Source organism: Streptomyces sp. Ag82_O1-12, from assembly GCF_900182715.1.
Taxonomy (GTDB): Bacteria; Actinomycetota; Actinomycetes; order Streptomycetales; family Streptomycetaceae; genus Streptomyces; species Streptomyces massasporeus.
In genome coordinates this window covers 7,314,059-7,328,794 of sequence record NZ_FXUW01000001.1, presented here as the reverse complement: position 1 = coordinate 7,328,794, position 14,736 = coordinate 7,314,059, and the positions used below count along the sequence as shown (strand labels likewise).

Below are 14,736 nucleotides of genomic sequence, written 5' to 3'. Positions count from 1 at the left end.
CGTGGACCTTTCTCGTAGAGGCTTCCTCCAGGCCGCCGCGCTGACCGCGGCCGCCTCCGGTCTGACCGTCGCCTGCGGCGGCGGCTCGGGATCGACCGGCGGCAAGAACGGCAAGAACCTCACCTTGTGGTACTGGGGAGGCGCACTCAGTGACAAGGTGGTCGCCGAGGCGAAGACGCACTTCAGCGGCCAGGTGAAGCTCACCGCCGCCTCGATAGGCGGCGACTTCAAGCAGAAGCTCACCACCACGCTCGCCGCGGGCGCCTCCGTGCCCGACATCACCGGCATCAAGGGCGAGGACATGGCGTCCTTCCTGCCCAACGCGGGCCGCTTCCTCGACCTCAACGACCTGGGCTTCGAGAAGATCGCGTCCCAGTACCTGGACTGGAAGACCAAGCTCGCCCAGACCGAGGACGGCAAGCAGATCGGCTTCCCGATCGACATCGGCCCCACCGCGCTCTTCTACCGAGCGGACCTGTTCGACAAGGCGGGGCTGCCCACCGACCCCGACAAGGTCGCCGCCCGGGCCGGAACCTGGGAGGAGTACTTCGCGCTCGGCACGGAGCTGCGCAAGAAGGTGCCGGGCACCTACCTGGTCAACAACATCGGCTCCGTCTTCACCATGGCGGTCGGGCAGGGCACCGAGCGGTTCATCGACAAGGACAACCACTTCATCGGCGACCAGGACCACATCCGCAAGGCGTGGAACACGGCGGTCCGCCCCTACACACTGGGTCTCGACGCCAAGATCAACGACAACACCTGGAACGCCGCCGTCGGCAAGACCCTGAGCACCGAACTCGGGGCCGCCTGGCACGCCCTGGACATCGAGCAGGCGGCCCCGCGGACCAAGGGCAAGTGGCGGGTCTGCGCGATGCCCGGCGGACCGGCCAACCAGGGCGGCTCCTACCTGGCCCTGCCCAAGCAGTGCCGGAACCCCGAAGAGGCGTTCAAGATCATCAGCTGGATCCTCAGCCCGGAGAACGACGCCCGCGGCTTCACCGACGCCGCCATCTTCCCCGCCGCACCGGCGGCCTACGCCATGCCGGCCATGACCGGCGGTGACCCGTTCTTCGGCGGGCAGAAGATCATCGAGGTCTTCGGTCCGGCCGCCAAGGCCATCCCGTCCACATACGAGGCACCCGCAGACGCCGCCGTCATGGCGCCTTTCATGACCGAGCTGTCCAGCATCGAGGCCAAGGGCAAGAAGCCCGAGGCCGCCTGGAAGGACGCGGTCGGTCAGGCCAAGCAGATCGCCCGGCGGCAGGGGGTGAACTGAGGTGTCCTCACCTCCGGTCACCGGTTCCGCCACGGTGCCCCGGCACCACGACGGGCCCGGCCCGGCCCGCTTTCGGCCGCGGCGTACGCCGCCCGCGGGTGCCGTGCGGCCAGGGCGTCGCGGTGTGCTGTCCCACTGGCGGCAGTACCTCGCGATCTCGCCCTTCTTCCTGATCTTCGGCGTCTTCTCGTTCTTGCCGGTCTTCTACTCGCTGTATCTCGCCTTCCAGCGCTGGGACGGCCTGGGCAGCGTGCAGTTCGTGGGGTTGCAGCAGTTCCGCTTCCTGTGGGACGACCCGGTCTTCTGGCTGTCGATCCGCAACACCCTGGTGATCTGGGTCCTGTCCACCGTCCCCACGCTGTTCGGCGCCCTGGTGCTGGCGACGCTGCTGCACTCGGTGCGCCGCTTCAAGGGCTTCTACCGCATCGCCCTGTACGTACCGAACGTCACCTCGATCGTCGCCGTGTCGATCTTCTTCGGCGCGGTGTTCAGCAACAACTTCGGCCTGGTCAACGCGATCCTGGGCACGGCCGGAATCTCGCCCGTGCCGTGGCTGAGCAATCCGTGGCTGATCAAACTGGTCATCGCGCTGCTGATGACCTGGATGTGGACCGGCTACAACATGATCATCTACTTGGCCGGCCTCCAGGCCATCCCCACCCAGATCTACGAGGCGGCGAGGCTGGACGGCGCCGGGCCGATCCGCACGTTCTTCCGGATCACCGTGCCGATCATGCGGCCGATCATCCTGTTCACTGTCATCATCTCGACCATCAACGGCCTGCAGAGCTTCAGCGAACCCCAGGTCCTGTTCGGCAGCAACGCCGCCAACCCGAACCTCGGCGGCCCCGGCCAGGCGGGCCTGACCACGCTGCTGTACTTCTACCAGTCGGCCTTCGTCAACAACGACTACGGCTACGGCGCGGCCATCGTGTGGGCCTTCTTCGTACTGATCATGGTGCTGGTCGTCGTCAACTGGCGTCTGGTCCAGCGCGGGAGGAAGTCATGACCGCAGTGGCCCCCAGGCGGTCCCGGCGTCCCAAGGGCCTGACCGCGCACATCGTCCTCGCCCTGGCCGTGCTGATCTCGGTCTTCCCGTTCGTGTGGACGATCGTCATGGCGACGAACAGCACCGAGGACATTTACAAGAGCCCGCCGAAGCTGACCTTCGGCTCCCACCTGCTGGAGAACATCCGGCACGTGCTGGACACCATCGACTTCTTCGGGTCGATGCTGAACACCCTCGTCGTCGCGACCGTCACGACCGTCCTGGTCCTGTTCGTCGACTCCCTGGCGGCGTTCGTGTTCGCCAAGTTCGACTTCCCCGGCCGCAAGACGCTGTTCGCCCTGCTGGTGGGGTTCATGATGCTGCCGCTCCAGCTGGCCGTCCTCCCGCAGTTCATCCTCATGTCCGACATCGGCTGGGTCGGCACGCTCAAGGCGCTCGTCCTGCCCGCGCTAGCCAACGCCTTCGGCATCTTCTGGCTGCGCCAGTACATAGAGAACGGCGTGCCGGACGAACTCCTCGACGCCGCGCGCATCGACGGCGCGGGGTTCCTCCGCCAGTACTGGAACATCGTGCTGCCGATGATCAAGCCCGCGCTGTCCTTCCTCGCCATCTACGCCTTCGTCGGCGCCTGGAACGACTACATCTGGCCGCTGGTCGTGCTCAACGACCCCACCCACCTCACCCTCCAGGTGGCCCTGGCCCAGCTCCACGTCGGCCACACCACCGACTACAGCATGGTCATGGCCGGTGTCCTCATGGCGTCCGTGCCGCTGGTCGTGGTCTTCACGATCTTCGCCCGCGGGTTCATCGCGGGGGCCACGGAGGGGGCGGTGCAGGGCAGTTGACGCGCCCCCGAAGGGGCGCGGGGAACTGCGCGATCAGCCACGACGGGCGCGCGGCCGGGAACGGGCAGCAGCCCTCCCCGAGCTCTCGGCAGCCACACAAGAGAGGCACCCTGTGACGGACGTCAACACCGAGGCCCCACGCCCCAAGGTCCTCCTCGTCGGCATGGACGGCCTGCGCTACGACCGGCTGACCCACTCGTCGGCCAACGCCCCGGTCCTGCACGCCCTGATGGCCGAAGGCGCCGTCGGGACGAGCCTGCTGCCCTACGGCCGAGCGGACGACGAACCCTCGGCCGACACGGCCTACACCGACTCCGGCCCCGGCTGGTCGAGCATCCTCACCGGGGTGTGGCCCGACCGCCACGGGGTCACCGGCAACGATTTCAAAGGCGCCGACTACGCCCGCTACCCCGACTTCCTGACCCGCGCCGCCCGCGCCAGGCCCGGTCTGCGCACGGCGGCCGCGGTGTCCTGGCCGGCCCTGGTCCGCCGCGGCACCCTCGGCCGGTCCATCGGCCGGCGGGTGCGCCACAACGGCGAATCCAGGGGCTACGAGACCGCGGACCGCCGCGTCGCCCGCACGGCTCTGCGCTGGCTCACCACGTCCGACCCGGACGTGCTGTTCGTGTACTTCGGCGCCACCGACGAGGCCGGTCACGACACGGGCCCCCTCTCCCCCGCCTACGACCGGGCCCTCCTCGCCCAGGACGCCCACCTCGGGCAGCTGCTCGCGGCGATCGAGGCCCGGGCGTCGCACCCCGGCCGCGCCGAGGAGCACTGGACCGTGCTGATCACCACGGACCACGGGCACCTCGACTCCGGTGGCCACGGCGGCGACTCCCGCGCCGAGCGGGAGGTCTTCGTCATCCTCGCCGAACCGGGCGGACCCGCCCGGCGCGGAGGCACCCGGCTCGACACACCCCGCCTCGTCGACATCGCCCCCACCGTCCTGGACCGTCTCGGCATCCCCGTGGACCCCGCCTGGGGCCTGCAGGGCCGTGTGCTGCCCGGGCCCACCGCACCGACTTCGGAATGGTCATGAACGACGCACCCCTCGATCCCCTGACAGCCCTGCGCCCCTGGGAGGCCCCCGAGGTGACCTCCTGGGGCCGGCTGCCGATGAACGCCGTCGACCGGCGCTCCGGAGCCGTCCCGCTCGACGGCGACTGGCGCTTCCAGCTGCTGCCCGCGCCGGACGCCCCGCTCGGGGAGGTCTGGGGGTCGTCGTACGTGCCCGGGGTGTGGACCATGCAGGGCACCCACGACCTCCCGCGGTACCTGAACATCCGCATGCCGTTCGCCGAGTTCCCGCCGGGTGTGCCCGCCGCCAACCCGACCGGGGTGTACGAGCGTTGTGTGGACGTGCCGGCCGAGTGGGCCGGGCGGCGGATCGTCCTCCAGGTGGGGGCCGCCGAGAGCGTGCTGCTGGTGCATGTGGACGGGCGGCCCGTCGGGATCTCCAAGGACGCGCACCTGGCCGCCGAGTTCGACCTGACGGGCCTGGTGCGCCCCGGGGAGCGGGCCACCGTGCGCCTGACCGTGGTGAAGTGGTCGGACGCCTCACACATCGAGGACCAGGACCAGTGGTGGCACGGCGGGATCACCCGCTCGGTGCTGCTGTACGCCGTCGACCCCCTGCATCTCGCGGACGTGACCGTGCGGGCCCGGCGGGACGGCGACCTGCTGGTGGAGTGCCGGGTGCGGGACGCGGGCGGGGCGCTGCCCGAGGGCTGGTACGTCAGCGGGGAGCTGGACGGGCAGCTGCTCACGCAGGACACGGAGTTCGACCGGGCCAACGCCGAGGACGAGCGCGTCTCCGACTTCCTCGGGGAGGCGCGGCTGCGTACCGCCGTACCGGACGTGCGCACCTGGAACGCCGAGACGCCCGAGCTGTACGGCCTGACCGTCCGCCTCCACCGCGCCGACGGCACGGTCGCCGACACCTCCCGGCATCGCGTCGGCTTCCGCGACGTCGAGATCGACGGCCGGGACCTGCTGGTCAACGGTGAGCGGGTGTTCATCCGCGGCGTCAACCGGCACGACTTCCACCCGCTGACCGGGCGGACGGTGACCTACGACGACATGCGCGCGGACCTCGTCCTGCTGAAGCGCTTCGGTTTCAACGCGATCCGCACCGCGCACTACCCGAACGACCCGGCCCTGTACGACCTGGCCGACGAGCTCGGCTTCTACGTCGTCGACGAGGCCGACATCGAATCCCACGACCACGCGCACGAGATCGCCGACGACCCGCGCTACCTGGGCGCGTTCGTGGACCGGGTCGCGCGGATGGTGCTGCGGGACAAGAACCACCCGTGCGTCGTCATCTGGTCGCTGGGCAACGAGTCCGACTACGGCGCGAACCACGACGCGGCGGCGGGGTGGGTGCGCCGGCACGACCCCACCCGGCCGGTGCAGTACGAGGGCGCGGCCAAGCGCGGCTGGGCCGACCCGGACCTGGCCTCCGACATCGCCTGCCCGATGTACGCCCCGCTGGAGGAGTGCCTCGCGCACGCCCTGTCCGGCACGCAGACCAAGCCGCTCGTCCAGTGCGAGTACTCGCACGCCATGGGCAACAGCAACGGCACGCTGGCGGACCATTGGGCGGCCATCGAGGCCACCCCGGGTCTTCAGGGCGGGTTCATCTGGGAGTTCTGGGACCACGGCATCCTCCAGCGTGTGAACGACGGCAGACCCGCCGGGCGCGGGGGCGCCGGGCTCTACGACAACGGTGTCGCCGCGCCCGGGCACCGCTGGGCCTACGGCGGCGACTTCGGCGAGACGGACCACGACGGCGCCTTCATCGCCGACGGGGTCGTCTTCCCCGACCGCACCCCCAAGCCGGTGATGTTCGAGCACCGGCAGATCGCCGCACCGGTGCGGATCGCCGCCTTCCGGCACGAGGGCGTCGTCCTGGGCAACCACCAGCACTTCCGGGGCCTGGAGTGGCTGTCCGGCGAGTGGGAGCTGTCCCTCGCCGACGGCGACACCCTGACGGCGCCCGCCGAACTGCCCGCACTGCGGCCCGGTGAGACGGCCGCGGTGCCGCTGCCGTTCGCGGTGCCGGAGGACGGCGGCGAGGCGTGGCTGACCCTGCGGGTCACGACGGCCGGGGACGAGCCATGGGCACCGCGCGGCACGGTGGTGTGCCTGCCGCAGGTGCGGCTGCGGGCGGCGCTCCCGCCGGCGCACACCCGGGTCCCGGACGGCACGGTCGAGGTCGACGAGGACGGGCTGCTGGTCCATCCGCTGCTGACGGCCGCGCCCACCCTGTCGCTGTGGCGGGCGCCGACCGACAACGACGTACTGGGCGGCATGGCGGACCGCTGGCGAGACTGGGGTCTTCAGGCGCCCACCCGCGAGGTCGTCTCCGTACGGCGGTCCCCCGGCCGGGTCGCCGTGGTGTCCGACTACCTCTGCGCGGGCGGCACCGTCCGGCACGAGCAGGTGCTGACGGCCGTGGACGGCGGGCTGATCGTCGACGAGAGCGCCGTACTGCCCGAGGCGCTGCACGACGTGGCCCGGGTCGGGACCGTGTTCGAGACGGTCGCCGGGCTGAACCTGCTGGAGTGGTTCGGGCAGGGCCCCTGGGAGTCGTATCCGGACCGGGCCGCGGGCGCGCCCGTCGGCCACCACCGCCTTCCGGTGGACGAGCTGTTCACGCCCTATCTGCGGCCGCAGGAGAGCGGCGGGCGGCACGGCGTACGGCGGTTCACGCTGTCCGCGCCCGACGCCACCGGCCTCGCGGTGCGGCTGGACCGGGCCCGCCAGGTCTCCGTGACCCGGCATCGCGCGGCCGATCTCGCCGCCGTCGCGCACCATGACGAACTGGTGCCGCGGGCCGGGTGCGTGGTGCACATCGACGCGGCGCACCGCGGACTGGGCACGGCCTCCTGCGGGCCCGACACCTTCGCTTCCTACCTCGTCGCGGCAGGCGTCCACCGCTGGAGCTGGACACTGCGCGTTCTCTGAGTTCCTCCCCTCTCAGTCACCTCATGGAGCACCCGTGTGCACTTCGCTTGACCACGACCCGGGCGAGGCGCCCCAGGCCGGTGCCGGACGACGCGGTTTCCTCCGTGCGACGGCGCTGCTCGGCGCGACGGCGGCGGCGGTGACCGCGCTGCCGGCCGTCACCGCCGAGGCGGCGGCCTCGACGTGGCGCCCCGACCCGCGCAGCCGCCGCTTCACGCTCGCGGTGATGCCGGACACGCAGTACCTCTTCGACGGGCCGAGCATCGACAAGGCCCCGGTCGAGGCCTCGCTGCGCTATCTGCTGGAGCACGGCCGGGAGGAGAACATCGTCTTCCTGTCGCATCTCGGTGACCTCACGCAGAACGGCGCGAAGGAGGAGTTCGCCGCGATCGGGGAGGCGTTCCGGCTGCTGGACCGGCGGGGCGTGGGCTACAGCGTCCTGGCCGGCAACCACGACGTGAAGTCGTCGACGACCGACCAGCGCGGCAGCACCCCGTACCTGGACGCCTTCGGGCCGCGGCGGTTCGGGGAGCAGCGGACGTTCGGCGGGGCCTCCCCGGACGGCTACAACTCCTTCCACCGGTTCGAGGCGGGCGGCCGGGAGTGGCTGGTGCTCGCCCTGGACTGGCGACTGTCGCCGCAGGGCTACGCGTGGGCGAAGGGCGTACTGGCGAAGCACCCGAAGACGCCGGTGGTCCTCACGACGCACGAACTGGTCGTCGAGGACGACACGTTGTCGGACTACGGGCAGCAGCTGTGGGACCAGCTGATCGAGGACCACGACCAGATCTTCCTGGCCCTGGGCGGGCACTACTGGCCGGCCGCCCGCGCGACCCGGAAGAACGCGGCCGGGCACGACGTCCATCTGCATCTGACGAACTACCAGAACCGCTACTTCGGCGGCGCGGCGATGATCCGCCTCTACCGCTTCGACCTGGACCGCGGCGTGATCGACGTGGACACGCTCTCGCCGTGGATCCTGGGCCGGGCGGCGAAGGGGCTCAACGAGCTGGAGCGGCAGGAGATGGAGCTGAGCGGCGACGCCGACCGCTTCTCCGTCGAGATCGACTTCCAGAAACGATTCTCCGGCTTCGCGCCCGTACCCGCACGGCCGGCTCGGCCCGTCTCGACGATGCTGCTGCCGGACACGGTGGCGTACTGGCGTTTCGAGAAGCCCGTGGACGGGAGGGTCCGCGACCTGTCCGGGCGGGGCAACGACCTCTCCCTGGTCACCGTCGGCGGCGGTGCGCTGGGCTGGTCGGCCGACCACCACCCCGACCAGCCGGGCCGCGGCAGCCTGGAGTTCCAGGGCTTCAAGTCCCCGCTGAAGGGCGCGTATCTGAGGACGGTCGACGGCGCCCCGCTCAACGCGGCCACGTTCAAGGACGGTTACACCATCGAGGCCTTCTACCGGCTGCCCGCCGACTGGGACCCGGACCACAACGCCTGGTCGGGTCTGGTCTCCCGCACGGGCACGGGCGGCGCCGCCGGGAAGACCGCCGACGACCCGGACGAGCCGCTGGCCACGCTGTCCCTGTCCAACGACCGTGAGCCGCAGTGGGCGATGCGGCCGCTCAACCAGCAGGGCATCGCCACCAACTGGGCGCAGGAGACGCCGCTGGAGACCTGGTGGCACCTCGCGGTCGTCAACGACGGCAGGCACACCACGCTGTACGTCGAGGGCTGCCCGGTGCTCCGCAACCCCAAGGCGTCCTCCACCGGCATCACCTCCGTCGGCCTGCCGTGGCTGCTCGGCGGCTACGAGTACGGCGGGAAGATCGACCAGATCTTCCACGGCCGGCTCGGCGACGTCCGGATCGTCGCCCGGGCGCTGCCCGTCACCTCCTTCATGAATCACTGAGCTCCCGAAGGGCCCCCGATCATGACCGAGCACTCGGCAGCAGGCTGCGGGTGCGCAAGGGCGAGAAACTCACCCTGAACGTCACGGTGACGACCTCCTCGCGCCCCAACCCGCGGGGGATCCTGCCCGAGTTGGCGCATGTGGACGTCGTCCGCGGTGCGGTGCGCGGCCCGGTCGCCGACCGCGACAGCTGGAAGGCACCCGACACGCGGGTCGTCGAGTCGAAGGACGTCTCGGGCCGCACGGGCACCTGCACGCTGCGCATCCCGCTGACCGCGGGCGAGGAGTCCTTCTACGTCCGGCTGCGCGGCAGCGACGGCAACCGCAACGGCCCCGGCTGCCTCGGCGCGTCGGTCGATCCGCACGGCCCGCTGCCGCATCCGCCCGGGGACGGTGACCCGTGGGAGGACACGTGGTTCTACTCCAACCCCGTCTTCGTCGACGTCGAGGGTTCCTGACCCCCGGGTACCAGCAGGTCACGGACCGATCGAACGGACGGGGCGAGCGGAGGTACGGTGGGCCGCGTGACCGGTGAAGAGTCGCTGCGGCCCCAGTCCCTCATGCTGACGTTCCTGGGCGACCAGGTGCTCGGCCGCGACGTGTGCGTGTACTCGGGCAGCGTCATCGACGTGTTCGCCCGCGCCGGGATCGGCGAGCAGGCCACGCGCTCCACGCTGAGCCGCATGGCGGGCCGTGACCTGCTGCGCCGGCAGCGCGAGGGCCGCCGCATGTACTTCGGGCTGACGGAACGCTCGGAGGCGGTGCTGCGCGACGGCGAGCAGCGCATCTGGCAGACGGGTGCCGTCAACCGGCACTGGGACGGCACCTGGACGCTGCTCGGCTTCTCCCTGCCGGAGTCCTGGCAGCGCCGGCGCCACGACCTGCGCTCCCAGCTGGCCTGGAGCGGTTTCGGCCCGCTGTTCAACGGCCTGTGGATCGCCCCCGGCGAGGTCGACGTGTCGGCCCTGGTGGCCGAGCTCGGCCTGTCCGCCCATGTGAAGGTGTTCCGGGCGCACGCGGACACCGGCACGGACATCGGCCAGATGATCGAGGAGACCTGGGAGCTGTCCGAGCTGGCCGGCCGCTACCAGGGGTTCGTGGGGCGCTGGCAGCCCTGGGAGCACGACCTGCCGGACGCCGGCGACGCCCTCGTGCTGCGCCTGCGCCTGCAGACGGAGTGGCTGCAGATCGTCCGGCGCGACCCACGGCTGCCCGTCGGGCACCTGCCGGACGACTGGCCGGCGGAACAGGCCGAGAAGACGTTCCGGACCGTGCACGAACGGCTCTCACCGCTCGCCCACGAGGCCTCGGAACGCCTTCTGGACCTGGTGCCGGCGCGGCCTCAGGCGTAGAACCGCGACAGGCTCTGCAGTACCGCGGCCGGCTTGGTGGCGCCCTCGATCTCGATGGCGCCCTCGACGGTGATCTGCACACCGCCCGGCACCTCCTCGACCTCGGCGAGCTTCGCCGTCAGGCGGATGCGGGAGCCGACCTTGACCGGTGAGGGGAAACGCACCTTGTTGAGGCCGTAGTTGACCTTCGTCGTCACGCCCTGGACGTCCAGCAGCTCGGTGAACAGGGGGATGAAGAGGGAGAGCGTGAGGTAGCCGTGCGCGATGGGGGCGCCGAAGGGGCCGTCTTTCGCGCGCTCGGGGTCCACATGGATCCACTGGTGGTCGCCCGTGGCGTCGGCGAAGGTGTCGATGCGCTCCTGCGTCACCTCGATCCACTCGCTGGTGCCGAGGTCGCTGCCGGCGAGCTTCTTGAGTTCGTCGAGGCCGTTGACGGTGATGCTCATGCGGATCCTTAACTCTTGCCGTAGCGGGTACGGACGCGGGACTTGAGGAGCTTTCCGGAGGCGGTGCGCGGGAGTTCGTCCGCGAGGACCACCGACTTCGGGATCTTGTACTTGGCGAGGCGGCCCGCGAGGGAGGCGAGCACCTCGTCGGGGTCGAGGGCGGCGCCCTCGCGGGGCACGACGACCGCGCGGGGCACCTCGCCCCACTTGTCGTCCGGCACCCCGATCACCGCGCACTCGACGATGTCGGGGTGGGCGAGGAGCCGGTCCTCGATCTCGGCGGGGTAGATGTTCTCCCCGCCCGAGATGATCATGTCCTTGATGCGGTCGACGATGTGGACGTAGCCGTCCTCGTCGACCTGGGCGGCGTCCCCGCTGCGGAACCAGCCGTCCGTGAAGGAGGCGGCCGTCTCCTCGGGCAGCCCCCAGTAGCCGGGCATGACGTGCGGGCCGCGCACCACGACCTCGCCCACCTCGCCGGTGTCGGCCGGCGACAGGTCCGGCCGTACGACGCGGACGTCGCTGAAGAAGTGCGGCACGCCCGCGGAACCCGCCTTGGCGACGGCGTGTTCGGCGTCGAGGAAGAGCGTGCCGGGAGCGGCCTCCGTCATGCCGTAGCCCTGGAGGAAGGTCAGGCCGCGCTCCTGGTACGCCTCGATCAGCGGGGTGGGGACCGGGGAGCCGCCGCAGGTGAGGATGCGCAGCGAGGAGAGGTCCGCCTCCGGCCAGCGCGGGTGGCGGGCCACCTGGTCGAACATCGTCGGCACGCCGAACATGAAGGTGATGCGGTGGCGTTCGACGAGGTCGAAGGTGGCGTCCGCGTCGAAGGCGTCGACCAGGACGCAGGTGCCGCCCTTGAGCAGGACGGGCAGGGTCAGCATGTTCAGGCCCGCCGTGTGGAACAGCGGGGCGGAGACCAGGGCGCGTTCGTCGGCGACCAGGTCATGGTCGATGAGGACGTTGATCGCGTTCCAGGTGAGGTTGCCGTGGGTGAGCATGGCGCCCTTGGGGCGGCCGGTCGTGCCCGAGGTGTACATGATGATGCAGGTGTCGTCGGCGCCGACCGGTTCGTCGATCGGCTCCGCGGGTGCCTCGGCGACGGCCGCCTCGTACTCGCCGCCGACCTCCAGGTAGACGCGGACGTCCGTGCTGCCGGGCAGGCCGGCGACCAGACCGGCGTAGGACGGGCCGTAGACGAGGGCCCGCGCGCCGGAGTCGGCGAGCTGGTAGGCGATCTCGGGACCGGCGAGGCGGATGTTGAGCGGGACGAAGACGGCGCCGAGCGTGCCGGCCGCGAACAGGGTCTCCAGGTAGGAGGGGTCGTTCGGGCCGAGGTAGGCGATCCGGTCGCCGCGGCGCACGCCCCGGGCGCGCAGGGCGTGGGCCAGTCGGGTGGTGCGGGTGTGGAGGGCGCCGTAGTCGGTGGCCGACTCGCCGTGGATCAGGGCGGTGCGGTGCGGGGTCTTGCGGGCCCGGCGTGCGGGCCATGACCCCAGTCCCTCGTTGCGCATGTCACGCCCCTTACGGTTTCGTCAGTCCGAGCAGGCGGGCCGCGTTCTCCTTGAGGATCTTCGGCCGGACCTCGTCCTTGATCGTCAGCTTGCCGAAGTCGGCGAGCCAGCGGTCGGGGGTGAGGACGGGGAAGTCGGACCCGAAGAGCACCTTGTCCTTCAGCAGCGTGTTCGCGTACTGCACGAGCTGCGGAGGGAAGTACTTCGGCGACCAGCCGGACAGGTCGATGTGCACGCCCGGCTTGTGCGTGGCGACGGCCAGGGCCTCGTCCTGCCAGGGGAAGGACGGATGCGCCAGGATGATCTTCAGGTGCGGGAAGTCGGCCGCCACGTCGTCCACGTGGAGCGGGTTGGAGTACTTCAGCCTGATCCCGCCCCCGCCGGGGACCCCGGCGCCGATGCCCGTCTGGCCGGTGTGGAAGAGGGCGATCGCACCCGTCTCCTCGATCACCTCGTACAGGTCGTACGCCACCGCGCGGTCGTTGGGGAAGAAGCCCTGGATGCTGGGGTGGAACTTGAAGCCCTTCACCCCGTACTCCTCGACCAGCCGCCGGGCCTGCTTCACTCCCGCCTTCCCCCGGAAGGGGTCGATGGAGGCGAAGGGGATGAGGACGTCGGCGTTGGCGGCGGCCGCCTCGGCGACCTCCTCGTTGGGGACGGGCGGGGTGCCGGTGGCGGACTCGGCGTCGACCGTGAAGATCACGGCGGCCATGTTCCGCTCGCGGTAGTACGCGGCGGTCTCCTCCAGGGTCGGCTTCCGCTTGCCCTCGACCTTGAAGTAGGCGGAGGAGGCGTCGTGCAGGTCGTCGTCGAGGGAGGAGTGGCCCTTGGAGGACACCTCGGCGTGGGTGTGGACGTCGATCGCGACCAGGTCGTCGACGTTCATCGAGCGGTCCATCACGCCTCCGGGAGCTTCGGCGCCGGGATGCCGACCGACTGGAGCTCGGCACCGACCGAGGTGGGCCAGGCGTCGGCCAGCGTGTCCGGGGTCCAGCCGCCGTCCGCGTAGGCCGCCCTGATCTCCTGCGGATGCGACCAGAGTGCCACCTTGTCCCCGCCGATGCCGACGCACTGCCCGGTGACGCCCCGGGCGGCCTCGGAGGCGAGGAACGGAACGAGGGACGCGCAGTCCTCGGGGGTGCCGAAGCCCTCCCCCTTGCGCAGGAAGTCCGGGAGCGGCTCGCCGTTCTTCATGGCCTCGATGTACGGGGCGAAGGCCGGAATGGTCTCGGTCATCGCGGTGGCCGCGACCGGCACGATCGCGTTGACCGTGATGCCCGCGCGGCCCAGCTCCATCGACCAGGTACGGGCCATCGCCGCGATGCCGGCCTTGGCCGCGGCGTAGTTCGTCTGGCCGAAGTTGCCGCGCTGGCCGGCCGGGGAGCCGACCAGGATCAGCGAGCCGCCCTCGCCCTGCTCGCGCATCCGCACGGCGGCGGCGCGGGCGCAGGTGAAGGTGCCCTTGAGGTGAGTGGTGAGGACCGCGTCGAAGTCCTCGTCGGTCATCTTCCACAGGACCTTGTCGCGCAGGATGCCCGCGTTGGTGACGAGCACGTCGAGCCGGCCGAACTCCTCGACCGCGCGGTTCACCAGCCGCTCGGCGGCCTCGGAGGTGCCGACCGGGACGACCTCGGCGACGGCCCTGCCGCCCGCTTCCACGATGGACTTCACGGCCGCTTCGGCCACCGCCTCGTCGACGTCGTTGACGACCACGGACGCGCCGTGGGCGGCCAGGGCGTGTGCGTAGGCGAGGCCGAGGCCGCGACCGCTGCCGGTGACGACGGCGGCCTTGCCGGAGAGATCGATGCTGGGCACGGGTGGGTCCCTTCACACGGGGTCGACTTCGAGATCGAAGCTAAGAGCAATAATTGTTGACGTCAATAGTTGTTGGCACCCTGAAGGTGCGAGATGCTGGAATCTCCGGGAAGCACCGAGCCCAGGGAGCCCGCCATCACACGCCAGAACGTCACCCCGAAGCCCATCGACGCCCACGAACCGTGGATGCGCGGCCTGCACGCCGACACGGGCTACCTGCTGTACCGCCTGGGCCTGCGCTCGGGACAGCTCTTCAACGCCTGCCTCCAGGAGTCGGGCCTGCGTCTGCGCCACTACGCGGTGCTGCGCTTCCTCGCCGGGACCGACGGCGCCCTGCAGCGCGAACTGAGCGCGCGGCTGGGCTACGACCCGAGCGCGATCGTCGGCCTGGTCGACGACCTGGAGAAGCTCGGCTTCGCCGAGCGCCGCCCCTCCCCGGACGACCGCCGCAGCCGGATCGTCGCGCTGACCGACAGCGGCCGCGACGTCCTTCGCGACACCGACGAGGCCGGCCTGCGGGTGACCGGCGAACTGCTGGGCCCGCTGGACCCGGCCGAACGGGAGTCGCTGCACGCGCTGCTGCTGCGGATCGCGGAGGACGGACTGAACTGATGTTGTGCAAATGATTGACGGCTGCACGATAGAT

12 protein-coding genes and 1 pseudogene are annotated in these 14,736 nt (G+C 70.9%); 9 read left to right on the top strand and 4 right to left on the bottom strand.

Going from position 1 to position 14,736, the window contains the following annotated elements; translation table 11 throughout:
* Nucleotide 1: 1 nt before the first annotated feature.
* The 8 genes and pseudogenes from QOL88_RS33350 to QOL88_RS33315 all read left to right on the top strand — a co-directional run bounded on the left by QOL88_RS33350 (nucleotide 2) and on the right by QOL88_RS33315 (nucleotide 10,318).
* Complete coding sequence (locus QOL88_RS33350; RefSeq protein ID WP_097221953.1) at nucleotides 2–1,279, top strand: ABC transporter substrate-binding protein; 1,278 nt, start codon at nucleotides 2–4, stop codon at nucleotides 1,277–1,279.
* 124 nt (nucleotides 1,280–1,403) lie between these two features.
* A complete protein-coding gene (locus tag QOL88_RS33345; RefSeq protein WP_097221952.1) occupies nucleotides 1,404–2,288 on the top strand; it encodes a carbohydrate ABC transporter permease in 885 nt (294 codons plus the stop codon).
* Nucleotides 2,285–3,133, top strand: a complete 849-nt coding sequence (locus QOL88_RS33340; protein ID WP_097221951.1) for a carbohydrate ABC transporter permease — start codon at nucleotides 2,285–2,287, stop codon at nucleotides 3,131–3,133. Before QOL88_RS33345 ends, QOL88_RS33340 begins: the two co-directional genes overlap by 4 nt.
* Before the next feature lie 163 nt (nucleotides 3,134–3,296).
* Nucleotides 3,297–4,175: an alkaline phosphatase family protein gene (locus tag QOL88_RS33335; protein ID WP_097223298.1), complete on the top strand. Its 879-nt coding sequence runs from the start codon at nucleotides 3,297–3,299 to the stop codon at nucleotides 4,173–4,175.
* On the top strand, nucleotides 4,172–7,105 hold the full coding sequence (locus QOL88_RS33330) for a glycoside hydrolase family 2 TIM barrel-domain containing protein (protein WP_097223297.1): 2,934 nt from the start codon (nucleotides 4,172–4,174) through the stop codon (nucleotides 7,103–7,105). Before QOL88_RS33335 ends, QOL88_RS33330 begins: the two co-directional genes overlap by 4 nt.
* A 34-nt stretch (nucleotides 7,106–7,139) precedes the next feature.
* Nucleotides 7,140–8,966 carry a LamG-like jellyroll fold domain-containing protein gene (locus QOL88_RS33325; RefSeq protein ID WP_097221950.1) on the top strand — a complete coding sequence of 609 codons (1,827 nt, stop codon included), beginning with the start codon at nucleotides 7,140–7,142 and terminating at the stop codon, nucleotides 8,964–8,966.
* A 32-nt stretch (nucleotides 8,967–8,998) separates the two neighbouring features.
* Nucleotides 8,999–9,424: pseudogene (locus tag QOL88_RS33320) on the top strand (histidinol-phosphatase); the annotation flags it as partial.
* A gap of 66 nt (nucleotides 9,425–9,490) precedes the next feature.
* Nucleotides 9,491–10,318, top strand: a complete 828-nt coding sequence (locus QOL88_RS33315) for a PaaX family transcriptional regulator (protein WP_097223296.1) — start codon at nucleotides 9,491–9,493, stop codon at nucleotides 10,316–10,318.
* Here the strand turns inward: QOL88_RS33315 and QOL88_RS33310 are convergent.
* The 4 genes from QOL88_RS33310 to QOL88_RS33295 are packed head-to-tail and all read right to left on the bottom strand — an operon-like array spanning nucleotide 10,309 to nucleotide 14,090.
* The gene (locus QOL88_RS33310; RefSeq protein WP_097221949.1) at nucleotides 10,309–10,764 is read right to left on the bottom strand and encodes a MaoC family dehydratase; all 456 of its coding nucleotides are present in this window, start codon (nucleotides 10,762–10,764) and stop codon (nucleotides 10,309–10,311) included. The genes QOL88_RS33315 and QOL88_RS33310 overlap by 10 nt on opposite strands.
* An 8-nt stretch (nucleotides 10,765–10,772) precedes the next feature.
* On the bottom strand, nucleotides 10,773–12,275 hold the full coding sequence (locus QOL88_RS33305) for an acyl-CoA synthetase (RefSeq protein ID WP_097221948.1): 1,503 nt from the start codon (nucleotides 12,273–12,275) through the stop codon (nucleotides 10,773–10,775).
* A gap of 10 nt (nucleotides 12,276–12,285) precedes the next feature.
* On the bottom strand, nucleotides 12,286–13,161 hold the full coding sequence (locus QOL88_RS33300) for an amidohydrolase family protein (RefSeq protein ID WP_097223295.1): 876 nt from the start codon (nucleotides 13,159–13,161) through the stop codon (nucleotides 12,286–12,288).
* An 11-nt stretch (nucleotides 13,162–13,172) separates the two neighbouring features.
* Entirely contained in the window at nucleotides 13,173–14,090 is a 918-nt protein-coding gene (locus QOL88_RS33295) for an SDR family NAD(P)-dependent oxidoreductase (RefSeq protein ID WP_097221947.1), read from the bottom strand.
* Nucleotides 14,091–14,183: 93 nt separating this feature from the next.
* On the opposite strand from QOL88_RS33295, the gene QOL88_RS33290 reads away from it, so the two are divergent.
* The gene (locus QOL88_RS33290) at nucleotides 14,184–14,702 is read left to right on the top strand and encodes a MarR family winged helix-turn-helix transcriptional regulator (RefSeq protein ID WP_179879024.1); all 519 of its coding nucleotides are present in this window, start codon (nucleotides 14,184–14,186) and stop codon (nucleotides 14,700–14,702) included.
* The last annotated feature ends 34 nt before the right edge of the window (nucleotides 14,703–14,736 follow it).

Excerpts from the sequence above, each read along its gene's own strand:
- QOL88_RS33300 (WP_097223295.1), bottom strand. The coding sequence starts at position 13,161 with ATGAACGTCGACGACCTGGTCGCGATCGACGTCCACACCCACGCCGAG.
- QOL88_RS33305 (WP_097221948.1), bottom strand. The coding sequence starts at position 12,275 with ATGCGCAACGAGGGACTGGGGTCATGGCCCGCACGCCGGGCCCGCAAG.
- QOL88_RS33310 (WP_097221949.1), bottom strand. The coding sequence starts at position 10,764 with ATGAGCATCACCGTCAACGGCCTCGACGAACTCAAGAAGCTCGCCGGC.
- QOL88_RS33340 (WP_097221951.1), top strand. The coding sequence starts at position 2,285 with ATGACCGCAGTGGCCCCCAGGCGGTCCCGGCGTCCCAAGGGCCTGACC.
- QOL88_RS33330 (WP_097223297.1), top strand. The coding sequence starts at position 4,172 with ATGAACGACGCACCCCTCGATCCCCTGACAGCCCTGCGCCCCTGGGAG.
- QOL88_RS33290 (WP_179879024.1), top strand. The coding sequence starts at position 14,184 with ATGCTGGAATCTCCGGGAAGCACCGAGCCCAGGGAGCCCGCCATCACA.
- QOL88_RS33335 (WP_097223298.1), top strand. The coding sequence starts at position 3,297 with ATGGACGGCCTGCGCTACGACCGGCTGACCCACTCGTCGGCCAACGCC.